Genomic DNA, 17,307 nt, shown 5'->3' with positions numbered 1-17,307 from the left:
GTCTTATATTCAGTCAATTGAATTCATGAATTCTTCCAAAGAATAGCTTTCGAAGTGATTTTGAAATATGTCTATAGGAACATCATCCATAGGAACAATTTTCTTAACCCTTCTAATTCTCAAAAAAGATTTAATACCAAAGGCTGTTCGTTGATAACTTCGTTCTCCAGATACAACAGCTAGGTATTCTCCTTTTTTAAAGGGAGGAAGGTCAATATTTACTCGATCTACAAATCGAATCTCTAGCAAATCCTTATCCTCTTCCGTAGCCCTAGACTGATACTTTTTCAATTCTTTCTTTAAATCAGAGTACCTTTTAAATTGGATAAAGTTTTCTTCTCGTCCCATACGCTCACTCTCCTAGTTATGATTATTATTTTTTATTGGAGCCTCACCAAACATATCTTTAAAAGAGCTTTCTAATACTTCAGCTCTTACTCTTAATTCTCGGATGCTCATTTTCTCCAAGTTCGCAGCTGGATGTGAAACAATATTCCTGTTTCGATCCAATAACCTTTCTCTTTTCTTCACATACTGTTCATGCAAATAACAAGAATCATCAAATGTGTACTCATCCATGAAAGAATCCAAGCTTTGAGGTTTAATCTGCTCCTCAAGCCATTCCCTTTCAATTTGTACTTTTTTAGATGAACCTAATACCGATCGTATTAATGGTGATTTACGTTTGTAAGTATGCAATGAAATGAATTTCTTCTTAATAAACATGATGTTACCCTCCTTCAATCCATCAATAGATCTTCTATAAGGTAGTCATCAAGTTCAAACTCTGAATTGCCGTAAGAAGGTAGGCATACGTAGTGATTGCCCTCTTCGTCGAACCAAATATCAAATCTTTCAACAATGTTCGATTCTCCTTCTGACACAAAAATACATCCAACGACATCAGGATCTGTTATATCAGAAGAATCAATTCCTTCTCCTACGGCCTCATTCTTTTGCCAGTACACCTCATGAATGCTTAAGTTAACGTCATACATGAGACATATACTCATTGGTTTTTTCAGTTGATTTTCAGAGAAGGATAGCTCGTATGCATCAAGAACCTTACTAACGTCACCCTGAGACAATTTCTTTAGACCTTTTCCATGGTAGTGGTAGATTTCCTTAACATGGTCACCAGATTCATTTAGAATCGCTTCAGCATAGTTTCTGAATGAAGGTGTGCCCTTACTATCGAGACGAATACTCGACAGGTTGATTAAGTCTGTACCACTTTCTGAAATGACCCACAAGAATTGATTGTCTGGGTGTGTACGGACAAATTCATAGTCATGATCATTGTACTGATACTGATGAATTTCTCCGTGCGTCTCGATAATCTCTTGCATTTGCAATAGTAAAGGATTTTGATACGATTCCTCTTCCTTATTGGCAATGCTTAAGGATTGGTTCCAAAGAGCATCTTGAGCATACTTATTTACTCTTCTCTCCACCTGAGTTGTATTTTCTGAAATTCCTTGTAACACCATTTCATTTGCAGTCATATGACCGTCCCCTTTTAAATTAATTTGAATTTGAAACCAATCTTAAAAATTCTATAAGAAGCAAAAAAGACAGGAACAGAGACATTGCCCTGTACCTGTCTTTATTTACTGTCATTACAGTTTCGTACTTTTAAATGTTTTCGTTACTTTCTTCTCTGCGAAACTACTAATGTATGATTCATCAATTTCAAGCTTATTCAGCTCTGTTTTATTAATGGTCACAAGTGAGTACGGGTCCGCAACCAGACCATCAATCACAGTGTTCTTTAAGAATTCTTTAAGTTTCTCAGAATCATTCCATTTATAAGAGATACTGTCATTGAAGTCCCACTTCACGTGTTGTGTTTCAAGAGCTCCATTTTCCTCGACATACCCCTTTAATTTCTTCTTCATATCCTTTACAACCGCGTCTAACCGCACAATTTCATTCGCGATTATTTTAGCGTCTTCTTCAGTTAGGTTAGATAGATCCACTTTTGTTTCTGTTGCCATTACGCCCACCCCATTTCTACAACACTTCTATTGTTGAACATGAGATAGCTAATAGCGGTATAGCGACCTTTTCTAATCAAATCAAGAATCAGCATCACGTGGCCAAAGGGAACCTTCTCCAACTTACTAAGTTGAGGATCGCCATCAATCATAATAAAGCGATAGAACACGCCATTATTGTACTCAATAACTCCTGTTCCTTTAGCAGAGTCTCTGTAAGTAACAGTAAGGCGTGTGATATCAGCCTTTTTTAAACGATTGACCACAATATCCTTCCTATTCATTGTTTCAGTCATTATTGTTTGAGTACCTTCAGTCATTGTTTTCATCATAATTAATCTCTCCTATTATCGTATTTTTAACTGGATAAGGGTTGTCACGAAAGCATTTATAAGCGAATGGACAGTGTTCACATTGAATAGACGGCTTGTATGGAAACAACTCGTTTTGTTTTGTAGAATCGAACTCTAAGAGCTCTAATTTAAAACGAATTTCGTTTACAAGGTTCCTAGCCCATGTGACTGCCTCATTCATCTTCGCTTCTGTAAACGTAGTGCTGCTGACACCTCTTTGTCTTAAAAACAAGAGAGAGCCTTTAACATCACCTTCCAGATTATTTACTTTCTTCATAGCCCAAGCATATAGAGCAAGTTGGTAATTATCCTCTATATGATAGGGCTTATAGTTAGTTTTAAAATCGGTGATTCTATTGTTTGCTCTATCCCATAGATCAAGAAAACCCTGTATTTCTGGTGAATTTTCATAATCAAAAAGAGGGGTACGGAAGTGCAACTCCGTTTCCCCTCTTAGATTCCCAAATGGTGTCCTCTCAAGAAAATACAAAATATCCTCACGGGATACTTCTTCATGAAAGTTCACATCTATGATTCCATTCGCTACAGATTCGTCTACACTAAAACCATTTAGTAAACATTCAATCGCTTTGTGTACAGCTTTACCTAAAGCAAGAGGTCTAGTGACTTCTTCTTGCATGCCCTTAACGTATTTATAGAAAAAACGCTGAGGACAGGTTTCATAAAGCTTCAAGCGACTATAAGAGAACGTCTGCATGACAAGACCTCCTTAAAACGGAAGGTTGTCATCATCAAGATCTACGTCTCCACCGTCACTAAACGGATCATGATTAGAACCTGTGTTACTGTTTTTATTATTGTTATTGTTATTACTATTGAAATTGTTATTGCTATTATTACTGCTGTTGTTGTCATTATTGTTTTCGTTCCACTTCTTAACCTTGAAGAAGGTCGGAAAACCATGAACAACAAACTCAGTAACAAAGATCCTTTTACCTGCATCATTCTCATACGAGCGTGTTTGTACACGAGCATCGAATCCAATGGTATCGCCAGATGAAAGGATATTCGCCATGTTCTCTGCTGTTTTACTCCATACTACACATTGGATAAAGTCAGCAGGTCGTTCCCCGTTCTGATCTGGGATCGGGCGGGTAATAGCTAGACGAAAGTTAGCAACAGCCTTTCCATTAGGTGTATAACGCAAATCAATATCACTTGCCAGTCTTCCTGCAAAAGTACAGCTATTCAACATATCTAATCTCTCCCTGAATTTTAATGTTTTATGAGCAATGTATTGTAAGGATGCGTAATGCCAGCCATTTCGACTGCCACTTCTTCCAGTTCAACGTATTGCTCTTCTTTACTATCTTGGAACAGGATTTCGAGCAGTTCGTCTTTAAAAGACTCATGCAGCTCCCTTTCAAGCTCCTCAATTTTTTCAATAGCCTCCTTGAGACTCCCACTTATCAGTCCTACAAAAAGTTGCTTATAAGCAAACACTTTCTGTCTTTGGACATAATGTTTCCATTCTAAGTAGATCTTCTCTCGGTACGCTTTATACAATTCATAGTCATACTTCCGATTACCAATCCAATCGATTTTCGGGTAACCCAAAAGGCTTAATTGATGACGTGTTAATCGCTCTGCAGGGTGACGTTTATAAGCTGAACCACTTTTCTTACGAAATGATTCAATGACTTCTTGCTCTGATTTACCTTCGAGCAACGCCATAAAGCGGAGGACTCCACCGCTTTCCTTACAAACCCAACACTTAAATACTCCCTTATGCTCATTTAAAGATAAGTAGTATTTATTGTTGCGATTTGAGTCTTCCATACAAAACGGACACTTCGTTCTTGCTTCCTTTTTATTAAAAGTCTTAGGATCAAACTCTAAAGAGTGAGCTTGAGCCAGTTCCAATATATTAGGAAGAGTATTCATATTCTTTCACCTTCTCCACAGGCTTCGGTTTTGAAAGGGACGGTACAGGAATTTGCGGAAGTTTTATAAGATTCTTCCATTCAATGTTGTATTGCTTAATTGAGTAGGCACGGAATTTTTTCTTCTTGTGGATCATGAACATCCGAATTGCCTCCTGGACATATGGACAGTTTTGATGACCATATGCTTTGCAAATCAAACATGAATGAATAACTTTCGCTTTACCTGTGTCCTTTTCTTCTCCGCATACAACAGGAGTAAACCCCTTAGTAATTGATGGAAAGAGGGAGACTAAAAAGACTCCTCTTAGCTCAAAACATGTTGTAGCCTGAACATTTAGGTTTTTAGGATTCATCTCTGCTCCCCCTTATCACTTATTGTTGGACGTGTTCACCGATACCGACTAGATAATTGATGCCTTGTTCCTGTTTTAAATGGAATTTTTCTACTGAATTTTGTTCCAGTTTTAGAGATTTATCCATCATGTCAGGTTCAATCGCAATCACCTGCAACTTCTTAGAGCCTTTCTCCAGCGTTACTTTTACGTATTCCTTCCCTTGTGGTGAAGCATCATCTACAGCTGAGATGATTTTAGCTTCAACACTAGAGATCGCTGTTTGTGGAGGCTGTTGCGGTTGTTGATTATCCTGTGGCTGCGACTGGCCATTACCTTGTTCAGTAACGTTTCCATCATCATCAGCTCCTGCGATTCCAAGAATTGATGTAATGTTGTAACGTCGTCCATAAGTGATAGCTGAACCAATACTCTGAGGTGTTGGTTTATCAGCCTTCAATTCAAATGGCTCAATCTCAATGGTTTCCCCGCTATCGTGAATGATTGTAGTACAAATCTTCACTACAGCTACTTGAGTATTATTGCCTTGTTGTTGTTCATAACGAACAGAAGGAGTTTGAAGAATAGCGATCCCTTGCTTTGCAAGAATAGGACGCGCTAACTCCAAGATATCTGATAAAGGCACGTACTTACTCTTAAAGAAAGGATTATCCGCAGATAATGCAGGATTACTCATTTCTCCAATAGCCTTTACCAAAGCACTGTGAATCTGTTTTCTTTCCATCGTTTTACCGTTCTCATTGTTTTGTGACATAGCACAAAACCCCCTTTTAAATTAATTTGAATTTGAAACCTCTTTCTTACTGCTTGTCTAATAAGCGTTTTAAATGTGAATAAGCATCACCCTTTCAAAGTATTTTTTATATAAAAAAAAGACTATCGTTTAGACACTTCTCTACAGAGAAATGAATACAATAGTCTTTTCATATATCACAATCATTAAATTTTTTGTCACTGAAAACAGTGTATACCCATAAATGTTTTTGTAGCTTCAAACTACGCTCAGCCACTAAGGACTTGAGAAGAATAACTGTGTTGTTCTTTTCCTGCTAACGGAAATGCGACAACTGCTCGTTGAAAAAGAGCTCAATAACTAGTAAATATGACCTTATTATAACGGCAATCTGTTCACAAATGCAAGAAAATTTACTAATTATTCTTTATTCAAGCGTTCTAGCCTTTCCCTTAGAGCCTTTTCAGTGAAGTCTTTCTTATCTTCATCAAGTTCAATACTCTTGATCCCGACTTGCTTCCAAAGCGCTCTATCAAGCTTGATATTGACGACTTGTGTGTCCTTCTTTTCTTCAGCCATGATATCACCTTTCTCCATTCAATCCTTTAACCTATTATACCATAGTTACCTATTACCAAATACATTTGAACAATACCTTAAATGTATTCCTAACAAAAAAGGAGGAAGCCCGATGCCCCCTCCTTACTTGGTTCGATGTAGATCATATACGTTAATCGCAGAGTCTATGACTTCTACAGTTACAACGTCTGACCGGATTACACCATTTTCCCAAGTTGCCTCAAACGTGAATGTTACATCTTCATATTTCAACCTTTGCTCTGGATCACTCATAGTGTAATCGTAAATCTCGTTGTAATAGTTAGGGTGACTAGACAGCATATCTTTCTTAATTGTAAGCATGTTACCTGTCAGCTGCTCTCCATTTAACGTGACAGTTACGTTATCTATAAGGTGATCAGTTACGACTGAATCAACTAAGAACTTCTCGCCAGAATAGAAGACATCTGATGGATTATCCATCTTCTCATGCACTGCCTTCCATTTATCGGTATGTCCTACGTTTCCTGAAATCGAAAGTTCTTCTACGTCGAAGGTCTGTCTCATCTCGCATGTTCCACAATTTGAGAAATTACCGTCATCGACAGTTTGTACGATTTGGTATTCACCCGCTATTTCTGGAACATCGAATTCAAACGAAGCCTTAGAGTAGTCAAATAACCCGCGATATTCTTTTGATTCAATCACATCACCATTTGGATCAATGACCTCATAAGTTACATCGAGTGGATCCAAATCATCATCAAAGGCTCTTGATTTAACTGACATAGTATCACCTACATAGAAAGGTTCATCTTCGCAGTCTCCGCTAGTTGTAGGGAAAGAACGACAATAAATAAAGTCAGCCATTGGCGGAACGTTAGGGAATGTACCGACAACTTCAACCTTGGCAGTATCAGTATTGGGTTCGCCTTGGAAGTCTTCAACATCCACCCTGATTTCCCAATCCCTATTATGGTCAAGAGTATCGGGCTTGCCACTCAACCAAGTAGAGCTTGATTCTCTCTTATAATAGAAATCTTTTACCTCTATCCCTCGCTGACCTTTAGAATACCTATCCCAATCAAGGCTACGATCTATGACCATCACCTCATTTTGATAATTCACATAAGCCTCTATATCAGCAACTGGCTTTCTATGGACATATATATTCATAGATGGGGTGTTGTTAGAGAAGTAATTAAACTCTTCAAAGTTTGGATCTGGCTTTGGCTCGTCTTGAGCTTTCCCCTGAATCTCATAATGGCCTACGCGATTAAAGGAATCAAAAGGTTCATCCAGCCATTGGTTATCCTCTGGAATGATTCCCTTATACCTTTGTTCGTAAGGCTCTACCCTTTCCACCCTTTCATCACCAATCGCTCGATCAGAATACTCAAAGTGCTTAGGGTCGTGACCGAAGATGAACTGTTCTTTAATAATTTTATCGTTTTCTATGTCTTCAACCGTGTAAAGGAATTGAACGAAGTCATCGATCAAAACGTGTTGGTTATCAAACAGGGAGTCACGTATTTTAATATTAAAGGACCCTGTATCTGTTCCCCCTCTTCCATCACTAGCAGTTACTTTTACGGTGTATTCGCCGTTCTCAATGTTCATATTGAACAAATCAAAATTGATGTTAAAGGCTTCGGAACTGGTAGGCTCTCGTACAGTCTTCGTCTTGCTATAGCCCGTACCCAATATCTCCGCCTTGATATTTACGTCAAAATGGCTGTTAGAAGGTGCTCTGTTAGCATTATCTTCATCCTGATCATATATGTTACCGTCTACATTGATGTAGTTAAAACCTTCGAAATCAGCAACTCGTTGCTTATCTAATCCCGATTGTAGATTCATGATAGGATCAACATTTCGCTCGTAATCAATAAACACTCGATAAGCGTACTCATAATTACGATATGAAGTACCACCTTTGTAGATCGTACCCGAGTAGTCTTGCTCCCAGACTCGTGTATCAGGCTTACTAACAGTTCCGCTATAATAAGTAGTCCATGTTTCACCATATGTGTGCGTTCTGGACGGATCTCCACATGAATCTCCACTTACATTTGAACCAAAAGAACTCGATTTAGTTCTAGTTTCTCTAAGAGTCCCCGAATATCCACCTGAGTTATAAGAAACACTGCTTGGTGTACCATTATAAGAAGTATTTTTTGTCCTCATTTTCCCACTAAAATTGCCGTCCTCATCAGTTGAACCTCTACATGCTAAGTGAGTTCGGTCATGTCCACTTTTAGAATCTGTTTCTGTTCGACTATCCGCAGCAGAACCACTTTTAACTGAAGAACTACCACTCTTAGATAGTCTTCCTGAGTATCCATTGGAAGAGTAGTTAACCGACGAAGGAAAGGAGTTACTAGAACTCTCACGGTGATCACTTGCAGACTTTCTGTATTTTCTGGAATCATAATAAGAATCACGATCAGCATACTGGCTTGTAGAGCCTCTATTTTCAACATTAATCGTTAACTTATCACCAGTGATGTCGTAACTGGCAGTCACATTACTATGCGTCCTCCAGTTACCACTTGAGTCTTTATACTCGGCTCTTATACTATTCACATCATAAATATCAGGAATGGTTACAGTACGAGTACGACTTCTTGTACCTGACTGGCTGAACGACTCTGTTCGATCACCATAAGTATAATAAGACGCTGCGTGAACTGTATCGGCCCCGTATCCCATACCACTTTGTTGGCTTATTGGTGTGAGGACTGGAGAAAGCAAAAACCACGACACCAGGAATAGCTTAAATAATACTGAACGGTTTAAAACTGTTTTCATTTATCCATTCTCACCCCCTTTCAGGTGAAATTCCGTTCTTAGTTAGGTACAGCCCATTCCATAACAGGAGCATGATTATCTACGGTCACAACCCTTAATTCCGATGTGTTAGTACGGTAATCATCGTCGGTTACAAATTGTTCTATTGTAGGTTGACCAAATTGTTCTTTCACCTTCACTCGTAGTTCGTAATAGCCCACGTCTTCAACCTCTAATTCAATCAATTCCTCATTGGTATCACTAAGTGTAGTCCATTCTTCGGAATCAAAATCACCACTTGTACCATATTGATTAAGCGTGTCGTAACGGTACTGCCAGATTCGCTCCTGAATGATGTCATCATCGTCAGAACGACTGTTATCTCTTATCGTAATGGTCGCTATGTTGCTATTATCAGAATCACGATATATGACCTCAGATGTACCAAAATTAGCGACTGGCTTCTCATCCTCCGCAATTGTAATCTCTTTAGTTAATTGACCTGTCCACCCCGATTCGTTCTCAATATAAAGCGTAATGGCATAGTCGCCATCATCTTCAAATAAAAGCTCATTGTCTGGCTCTCCAAGAGACGAAACATGATTGATCCTACTTTCTGATTGACCATCCAGAGGTTTGATTTCGTAATAAGACTTATCCCAATCAGTTGGATACCTTTCAGGAGAGTTGGTTAAGTCCGTTAGCGTCACCTTTCGATTCTCCTTTAAATGACCGCCTACCTTAAAGTCAATATAGGAAACTGGATCTGTAACGATTACCTCTGTCGAGTCTGTGTCTGATAGTCCCACAGAGTTAGTTACATCTAAAAAGATGTTGAAGCTTCCTGTCTGGTCATAATAAACATCTCCCCATTTATCGGTTTGGGAGAAGGTTTCAGACGCACCATTGAACGTCCAGTCAAAGTCTAATTCCTCACCAGTTCGATCGTAAGATTCCCGACCATCAACAATTAAAGGGTCACCAGCTCTAACAATATTAGTTTTGATAACATTAATAATATTGTTATTGTCATCAATAAGGTGTGTGTCATCACCCGTTTTATCGTAGATGTACGTGTCAATGATCGCTGTTGGTTCTGAATAAACAGGAATCAATTGCGTTGTACTATCTGTACTGCCCTTTTCATCTGTGACAGTTAATGTAGCTGAAATCAGTCCATGAGTTCCCTTCGTGTATGTAGGTGATCGTCCTGAACGTGATGCTCCATCAATGTCCCAATCATAATCAACAATTCTCAATCCATCAGGGTGATGGGAGTCATCTTGAAACTGAACTTCTTTTCCTTCAATTACTAGGTTAGGTGCATAATCAAAGTCAGCAACAGGTGGCCCATATTCCTCCTCATCGGGAGGATCTGTAGGGGGTGGTGGAATTTTGCTTGCCTCGATAGTAATATTCGTCTCAGCCCACTCTCCACGATATACAGCATCGTGACTGTAAACCCTTATTTCATGTTGTCCTGTATCATTAATTCGTAGTGGAACTGTGTAATTAGTCACCTTAGATGACTGAACAGTTTCAGTTGTTTGCTTCTTACCATCGATATATATTTCAAAATTCATCTCTGAAGCATATGGATGAAATTCTTCACCATCTAATGTCAGATTAAAGTATTCACCTTGCGTTGCACTATTAGGAGCAGAAACAGAACCAGTTGCCCAAGGGGTTGTTTGTACGTTTACATACTTTATTGTCTTGTCGTATGATCTTTCTAGTTGAGTTACAATTGCACCACTCATCCATCCTAGTTGCCTACTATGACCAAGATTATAGGGTTCACTATCCTGGTCACCTTTTCGTTGTAAGTATGTGCTCCTCAACTCTTTAAAATTATTAAGAGCATATTCTTCATTTGCATTAAAGGTATCAAACCAACGCGCCCAAGTTTGAGGTTGTGCGAATGTTAGCCCCCTGTTATAAGCTATGTCTCCTAGACTTGAACCTGTTGGTCGGAAGAAGAGCATTGTACCGACTTCCGCCTCCCCGTTCACATCAACATACCAAGGCGCTTCATAATCGAAAGTATTATCTAAAAAGTCCCCTCCTTCTTTTGAACCTCCACCCACAACATCAAAGGTATCACCCACGCTAATATCGCCTGCTAAATGAGGGATGGCATTTCCGAAGACCGTAAAACCATAAATACTCAGTACAACAACTAAGCTAGCTACAGATGCAATAAGGTATTTGTATTTTGCTTTCATGAACTCCACCTCTTTTTAAGAAAGATGGAAAAGAGAAGTCTGGCTTAACCGTTCCACTCAATCCCGAACTCTCGATCAGCTCCTAAATCATAATTTGCAACTTCTAATTTCATTCTGTCAGGCAAGCCTGCGTAATAATAAATTGTCGAGCGTGTGTGAAGCCCTAACAGCTCTGCTACTTCTCTGGATTCAACCATTAGGCGCTCCTCGTAAGAACCTTCTTGGTGTAATTGAGGTTCGTAGGATAATTGGACATCTTTTCCATTTAACTTTGCATGGGGATCACCATCTTGAATTTCCAATATATTTCCTTGATAAGAGATAGTAGCTTGTTCGTCCTTTAAATCCACCTCTCCTACAGCACCAAAAACGTCTTTAACGTCTACATATAATGTTTCACCTTGTTCTGATTCGCCTAAGTATGGGTTAGGTCGTTTAGGGGATAATCCATCTTGAATGTTTACTCCATCTTTTTTGTAAATAACGAAGTCTGCACCATCCCGATTAATATCTAATAGAAAATCTCCCTTATTAGATGGGGGGTGTGCAATGTAATCACGAGCAGCTATCGCATAACCTTCAACACCATACTGCCCTCCCCAATCATCGTCATCTAACCGAGAAGAGTCGTATATCTTAGAATCGAGAAATGGTTTACCATTAAAAGAAATCACTTCATTATCCGGATACGATGTACTGCTGAAAAGAGTTGTAATACCGCCATGATCCTCCAACATTTCATTGATGTATTGCTCAGGTGTTTTCATTTCATCAAGGCGTCCTCTTTCCTTATACCAAGCTACATCTTCGACGTAATCGTCGTACCAATTAAATTCTTTAATAAGTAGTCCTACGGATGTTGGATATCTGGCCATAAACTTGTAAACACCATATGTTTGCTCTAACTCTGATACAGACATATCAGCCCATTCAGGAACAACATCTTCAACCACATCGAAAGAGAATGTGTAGTCCTCCTTCATTGATACGCCTGTTGAACTTGTTGCATCAAAACTCACAGATACGTTCGAACCTAGTTCGTAGTTCTTAATTGGCTTGAGCACTACGACATTTTTTCTTTCTCCATAACTGACCTCGTAATCAGCCAATTCAAAACCCTCAACACTTAAAGAATCCTTTATTGATTGAAGATCCATCTCCGTGTTAAACGTAATCGTCCATTCTTTTGAAACAGGAACCTCTTCACCTAAATACTGAGTTGTTGTTGCATTTACAGTACCTGATGCAAATATTCCTGTTGCAACAACCAATGACAATGCTGCAATATTCTTTCTCATACCTCGAAATAATTCACCCGAAGTCTTTTTCATCATTTATCAGTCCTTCCTTGTACCTCGTTAATCCTTTTCTGTTATACACCTATTATACCATAGTTAACATAGGTAAAGGGTTAAATATGAACAGTTTTTCGTTTAATTAACACCTAATTAATAAGCAGATAAAGGATTAATCGGTTCACCGTTAACTCTTATTTCATAGTGCAAGTGTGGAGCCGTTGAGGAGCCTGTACTTCCCACTCTTCCGACAATCTGAGCACCGTCTACCTCTTCGCCTTTTTTCACTGCTATACTACTTAAATGACCGTAACGAGTCGTAAGTCCCTTCCCATGATCCACAATTACAAGGTTTCCGTAACTACCTAGGCGACCTGCATAAGTTACCGTGCCCTTCCTAGCAGATATCACTGGCTGTTTGTCCACTCCTCCCATAGCTATATCAATACCTGTATGTTGCTTGGTCACACCTGTTATTGGATGGACTCTCATTCCATGCTGTGAAGTAACATTTTTGGTGTACGGAACCGTCCAGTAGAAACCACTTTCGTATTGCTCGAGCCCTCCTATGTAGGGGGTTACGCCCATTGATAATGAAGTAATACTCCCAGTAGGGTTCGGGTCCTTCATGCGGTAAGAGTAGGAGGCGACACGCTCAACCTTCTTCTGATCGCTTCCACCGAAATATTTTCCTGTTTCCGTTTCAATAACGACAAGGACTGTAGGGTATAAGACTTCTTCCGTCAATCCAGTGGCTGAATCAGTAAAAGTATGCGGAAAGGTGGTATCGGTGTTATCAAATGTCTTAAACAACTTCACAGTGTAATCTTCGTCAGTTAAAACCGTATTTTTAGTAAGGCTCTCTTTAAAGTTAGATAAAGCCTTATCTTTATCGAAAACCAAAACCCCATTGCTCAACTGTTCTTCATCAACTGCTAAAGAAGCATCATGGACAGCTGCTTCCAAGTCTTCCTTTAAATATTTGAGGCTTCGTGCATGGGCTGAAGTGTTAATTTGAGCTACGAACAACAGAACCATGACTCCGACAAGAAATATTACTCGAACGTTTTCGCTCATCTGTCATCCTCCTCCCTGTAGATCATGGTAAGTATTCAGACATGACCTCTTTCTTTACTATCATTGGTGAATCATTCCGTGGCGTAAAAATCCCTAATACAGAGGTTACTGGTCTGGGAATCGTCACCTGGATAGACATATGCTCTCCTCTTGGGGTGATTTTTTCTGTACCTTTTACTTCAATTTTAGAAGGGTCGAAGTTATGGACATCGACCAGATAACCTTTAATATCATCGTAGATTTCTACATCATATCGCCCTTGCAAAGAAGCCTCTTTTTGCCCTTCATAAATGCCAATCTTTAGAGCTTCATCTACCATGGTGTAGTTAGAGTAGAGAATCCCTTGCAATGACGACCATAAAATGAATGGTAATAAGAGCAAAATGGATATTTGTTCATTCATTTTTACTCCCCCTTTTTAAAAGTTAGCCCCCTCCTTGTCCAAGAAGGGGGTACAGATTTCTTTTAGTTTCCTTGTGTTGCATCATCTAGGGAAATACCCTCGATTTTAGTGTCCATTTCAGAGCCTTTATCCGCTAATGTCGGCCCAAGTCCTAATGCAAATACTGTAGTGAAGATCGCCAACGAGAATACCACCGCAATTAGAATCGATACTTTGTTATCCATTTCTCCATCTCCTTTAAAAGTGTTTTTATTTATATCAATCATTGGTTCCCAATGATGAATACCAAGTTTACAGGCTTACATCAGATATCCTTCAGTCATATTGAATACAAAGAATACGATCCAAGCTAACCACATAAAGACTGTGATTGTACCAAACAGATAGAACAACTTACTTTTCTTAATGTTGCTCTCGACTTCTCTTTCGAAGAATTGGTGAGAGAATACTTCACTCTCTGAATCAATTACCTTCAGTCCCTCTTCTTTAGGGATGCTATCAACTTGATAAAGGATCTCTCCAAGTATCTTAGCGTCGTCCCCTCCAACATCTTCATAGAAAACGTTTTTCGCTAATTCTGGATTTGACTTCCATTGAGCCAAAAACCTAGTTATGGTGCTGTTTATATCATCAAATAGCGACTGAGTATCTCTCAGGAAGTTATAGACGTTCGTTTGAGCCATGCTACTATCGCTTGTAAGTTCTACCTTTATTAATGAATAAAGAGTAAACATTTCAATCGTTTTCTTTCGCCTCTTCTTAGCATCTATAAAAGAAATAGCGATCCTAATGAAAGAGAAATCTAGCATCGGTTCAGTCATCACTAGAAGGAAGCCTATGAGAACTACACTCAGCAACTGAAATTCAAGCTCTGGAACCACCAATGGACGCAATACATAATATCCAGTTAGCAGTGCAATGGTAATGAACCTAATGCTTTGATACTTGATTGCCGACATTCTTATACCGACACTCTTTAAACGTTGGTCTAATGAACCATAGCTAAGGCGCTTCTTAACCTGTTCCTGCCTCTGTTGATACTGCTTTTTAAATCGAGTTCTAAAGAGTTGCCTTTCCTCGTTAGAGCTTAAATAGCTGTAAGACAGGTAAGCCGCATAAGCGAATATAGCTACATAAATCACTTTACCTATAATACTTAGCGTTAGTGATATAGACATTAGACACACCTCCTCTCCCATGCCTGAAGCTTACATATAGGCTTTGGGCTTTTGGTTAATAATTGTTAGCAATACTGAAATGATGGTCATGACAGTGGAAATAGTGAAGACTGTGAAAACCAAAGGATCAAAGAATATTTCATCCATTGCAACTACTCCTGATATTTTCCAAGCTCCAAATAGAGAAGCTGGCAATAGGATTGCAGGTAAATAACCTGTCATAATTGCATCTAACTTTGAAGTTTTCTCAGTGGCCATATCCTTTTTACGTTTCTTGATGTCATTATTTAAGTCATTAAGACCCGACGAAATATCCGTCCCATCCAAATATGATTTAATAATCAGCTTTCCAAGTCGCTTTACGAAGGAACTATTGATCGAGTACACAAAGATGTAAACTGATTCCTTGAATTCCTCTTGGTTTCTATCCTTCTGAATAGAGGACATCAACCCCATGTAAGACTGCTTCAAATGCTTGTCTTGAGTTTCTTTTGCCATGTTCATAATCGTGTAGTAGATATCTCTCCTAGTGGATTGATATACCTGGATGAAGTTACTGAATTCATTCAGAAACACAAGGGAAGCATGCAGTCGTTTTCTTATGACCATAAACCTAAGTACAATGTACGGAATACAAGCAATGATCAGAGAAATACCACCTGCAATCACCACATCTTTGATGTTCATGTAAACAAAAGCAAAGGTGACACCAAACAAAGTGATAGTTGAAAAGAAAAACATATCTACTGCACTTTCTTTGTAGTTGAGTGCAAGTAATATATAGCGAACATGTCTCCCAATGGCACTCCTGCCTTCTTTGGTAGTAACTTCTTTATTCGCCAACCTTAATTGCCTGCTACGTTTAAAACGCCTTTTAAGTCTTTTGAAATCGTCCATGAGCAAAGGTTGAATTGCGATCATCCAAATTCCTACGATCAAGGAAGTGTAGCCGATTATTCCGACAGCTGCATCTAATAACCAATACATTTCTATACACCTTCCTACTTGATATAAATGGGTTCAATGGGTGTTCTGCTCAATGACGACTGTTCTTGACGCTTTTCCAGATGATTTAGAATACCATCGTGAATGTGCTCGTCACCTTCGTATAAACGACTCTTTAGTTGCTCACTAATATTGGCGTTGTATTCCCATTTGCCCGTTTTCTCGTTGTACCACATTAGGTAGTTGATCCACGCTGAATCATCCTCAAAGGAATAGCAAATCTCATAAATAGCTGTCACTCGCTTTTGGTTCCCTTTGTACGTTTTCATGATCATTCCTAAGTCTAAGTGCTTGGCGATACGACGGATCTCATTCTTTAATACTCGGTTCGGATAAACATCGACAATATGCTGTGCAAGTTGAATCGGTGTTTGCTCAGGGTTCGTGATATGATACGTCATCAAGAGACCTTCAGCGCCTCTTTCCGTTCCTCCAATAGCCCCTTCGGCTTCGAACCCTCTAACTTCTTGAACGATGATGTAATCATGATCCACCCTGAGAGCAATACGCATGACATCATTTATATCCGTTCCGTAAGTATAAAAATCATGTACCAGTCTTTCGGGAAAGTCCCTTTTCAGGTAAGATTCCGGCTTATTCTCTATAAGAATCGCTACCTTCTTAGGGTCACGTTCACCGTAAATCGTTTTAAGTAATGTAGACTTACCTGATTCAACCTTACCAGCCACTACTGTATTGAGTTGAGCTCTGGATAACAACTTGAATAGCTGTAAATCTTCACGTGCAATCGTGCCGAGAGACGCCTGCTTTTCAAAGGAGAAGTTTTGGACAGTGAAACGTCTGAATACAATTGTTTTAACTAAGGATCGCGGATTAATAATAATCGTGACCCTTGTTCCGTCCTTCATTTCAACTTCTTCTTGAGGATTATCCACGTTCAGTTTCAGCCCTTTGTTACTAGCAGCAAGGTTACGGATGATCTCATCTACATAATCATCACTTTCGAATTCCTCTTCTTGCTTCACTGGCTCCCCATCTACCTTGAACCAAATTTCCTTACCTTGAATGAAGGCTGAAGGACTGTTCGGGAAGGTTTGCCATTTATAGAAGACTCCAAATCTGTATATCTCATGGAAGATTGCGTGAGTAAGAGACTCAAAGAATACGGGATAAGATACATCTACAATCTGTTCCTCACGCACAAACTCGTTTATTTCATTCATGAGGAAGGTTTCAGCTTGAGAATCTCCTAACATAGCTTCGTGTTCAATCTCTTGCCTTTTCTGCTTCTCATCATCGGAAAAGCCATCATCTTTATATTTTTCATGGAAGTGTTCCTTTACCATGCTTGCTACTTCTTTAAATGAGTAAGACTGTAGTTTAGTTTTAGCTGTCTCGTTCTGTACCTTTTGGTTTTCATTCATATACTCGTTCAAGTTAAAAACCACTGGATTGCTTTGGCCCATGCCGTC

General features: G+C 39.1%; 20 protein-coding genes. All 20 read right to left on the bottom strand.

From position 1 onward, the window contains the following. Positions 1-9: 9 nt before the first annotated feature. The 20 genes from H0266_RS18365 to H0266_RS18270 all read right to left on the bottom strand — a co-directional run bounded on the left by H0266_RS18365 (position 10) and on the right by H0266_RS18270 (position 17,301). Entirely contained in the window at positions 10-348 is a 339-nt protein-coding gene (locus H0266_RS18365; RefSeq protein WP_181473908.1) for a hypothetical protein, read from the bottom strand. A gap of 12 nt (positions 349-360) precedes the next feature. Next, positions 361-726, bottom strand: a complete 366-nt coding sequence (locus H0266_RS18360) for a hypothetical protein (RefSeq protein WP_181473907.1) — start codon at positions 724-726, stop codon at positions 361-363. A 14-nt stretch (positions 727-740) separates the two neighbouring features. Then, positions 741-1,505, bottom strand: a complete 765-nt coding sequence (locus H0266_RS18355; RefSeq protein ID WP_181473906.1) for a hypothetical protein — start codon at positions 1,503-1,505, stop codon at positions 741-743. A 114-nt stretch (positions 1,506-1,619) separates the two neighbouring features. Then, the gene (locus H0266_RS18350; RefSeq protein ID WP_181473905.1) at positions 1,620-1,997 is read right to left on the bottom strand and encodes a hypothetical protein; all 378 of its coding nucleotides are present in this window, start codon (positions 1,995-1,997) and stop codon (positions 1,620-1,622) included. Beyond that, the gene (locus H0266_RS18345) at positions 1,997-2,329 is read right to left on the bottom strand and encodes a hypothetical protein (protein WP_181473904.1); all 333 of its coding nucleotides are present in this window, start codon (positions 2,327-2,329) and stop codon (positions 1,997-1,999) included. Before H0266_RS18345 ends, H0266_RS18350 begins: the two co-directional genes overlap by 1 nt. Beyond that, entirely contained in the window at positions 2,310-3,068 is a 759-nt protein-coding gene (locus H0266_RS18340; protein ID WP_181473903.1) for a RecB family exonuclease, read from the bottom strand. The genes H0266_RS18345 and H0266_RS18340 overlap by 20 nt, the downstream gene beginning before the upstream one ends. Before the next feature lie 12 nt (positions 3,069-3,080). Then, positions 3,081-3,566, bottom strand: coding sequence for a single-stranded DNA-binding protein (locus H0266_RS18335; protein WP_181473902.1), 486 nt, complete (start codon positions 3,564-3,566; stop codon positions 3,081-3,083). Positions 3,567-3,586: 20 nt separating this feature from the next. After that, positions 3,587-4,045: a hypothetical protein gene (locus H0266_RS18330; RefSeq protein WP_181473901.1), complete on the bottom strand. Its 459-nt coding sequence runs from the start codon at positions 4,043-4,045 to the stop codon at positions 3,587-3,589. 193 nt (positions 4,046-4,238) lie between these two features. Further along, positions 4,239-4,610, bottom strand: a complete 372-nt coding sequence (locus H0266_RS18325) for a hypothetical protein (RefSeq protein ID WP_181473900.1) — start codon at positions 4,608-4,610, stop codon at positions 4,239-4,241. Positions 4,611-4,629: 19 nt separating this feature from the next. Next, positions 4,630-5,364: an ERF family protein gene (locus H0266_RS18320; RefSeq protein ID WP_181473899.1), complete on the bottom strand. Its 735-nt coding sequence runs from the start codon at positions 5,362-5,364 to the stop codon at positions 4,630-4,632. A 399-nt stretch (positions 5,365-5,763) separates the two neighbouring features. Next, positions 5,764-5,940, bottom strand: a complete 177-nt coding sequence (locus tag H0266_RS18315) for a hypothetical protein (protein WP_181473898.1) — start codon at positions 5,938-5,940, stop codon at positions 5,764-5,766. 105 nt (positions 5,941-6,045) lie between these two features. Further along, on the bottom strand, positions 6,046-8,712 hold the full coding sequence (locus H0266_RS18310) for a hypothetical protein (RefSeq protein ID WP_181473897.1): 2,667 nt from the start codon (positions 8,710-8,712) through the stop codon (positions 6,046-6,048). Positions 8,713-8,750: 38 nt separating this feature from the next. Beyond that, complete coding sequence (locus tag H0266_RS18305; protein WP_181473896.1) at positions 8,751-10,916, bottom strand: PKD domain-containing protein; 2,166 nt, start codon at positions 10,914-10,916, stop codon at positions 8,751-8,753. A gap of 44 nt (positions 10,917-10,960) precedes the next feature. Continuing rightward, entirely contained in the window at positions 10,961-12,250 is a 1,290-nt protein-coding gene (locus H0266_RS18300; protein WP_181473895.1) for a stalk domain-containing protein, read from the bottom strand. 114 nt (positions 12,251-12,364) lie between these two features. After that, the gene (locus H0266_RS18295) at positions 12,365-13,288 is read right to left on the bottom strand and encodes a M23 family metallopeptidase (RefSeq protein ID WP_181473894.1); all 924 of its coding nucleotides are present in this window, start codon (positions 13,286-13,288) and stop codon (positions 12,365-12,367) included. Between the two features lie 22 nt (positions 13,289-13,310). Continuing rightward, entirely contained in the window at positions 13,311-13,691 is a 381-nt protein-coding gene (locus tag H0266_RS18290) for a hypothetical protein (protein WP_181473893.1), read from the bottom strand. A gap of 62 nt (positions 13,692-13,753) precedes the next feature. Continuing rightward, the gene (locus tag H0266_RS18285) at positions 13,754-13,915 is read right to left on the bottom strand and encodes a hypothetical protein (RefSeq protein WP_181473892.1); all 162 of its coding nucleotides are present in this window, start codon (positions 13,913-13,915) and stop codon (positions 13,754-13,756) included. 75 nt (positions 13,916-13,990) lie between these two features. Continuing rightward, a complete protein-coding gene (locus tag H0266_RS18280; protein WP_181473891.1) occupies positions 13,991-14,869 on the bottom strand; it encodes a hypothetical protein in 879 nt (292 codons plus the stop codon). Positions 14,870-14,899: 30 nt separating this feature from the next. Further along, on the bottom strand, positions 14,900-15,856 hold the full coding sequence (locus H0266_RS18275) for a hypothetical protein (protein WP_181473890.1): 957 nt from the start codon (positions 15,854-15,856) through the stop codon (positions 14,900-14,902). Positions 15,857-15,870: 14 nt separating this feature from the next. Then, positions 15,871-17,301, bottom strand: coding sequence for an ATPase, T2SS/T4P/T4SS family (locus H0266_RS18270; RefSeq protein ID WP_181473889.1), 1,431 nt, complete (start codon positions 17,299-17,301; stop codon positions 15,871-15,873). Positions 17,302-17,307: the final 6 nt, after the last annotated feature.

It is taken from the genome of Halobacillus locisalis, from assembly GCF_013694105.1.
GTDB classification, from domain to species: Bacteria; Bacillota; Bacilli; order Bacillales; family Halobacillaceae; genus Halobacillus; species Halobacillus locisalis.
This window is presented reverse-complemented; position numbering and strand designations above follow the sequence as displayed.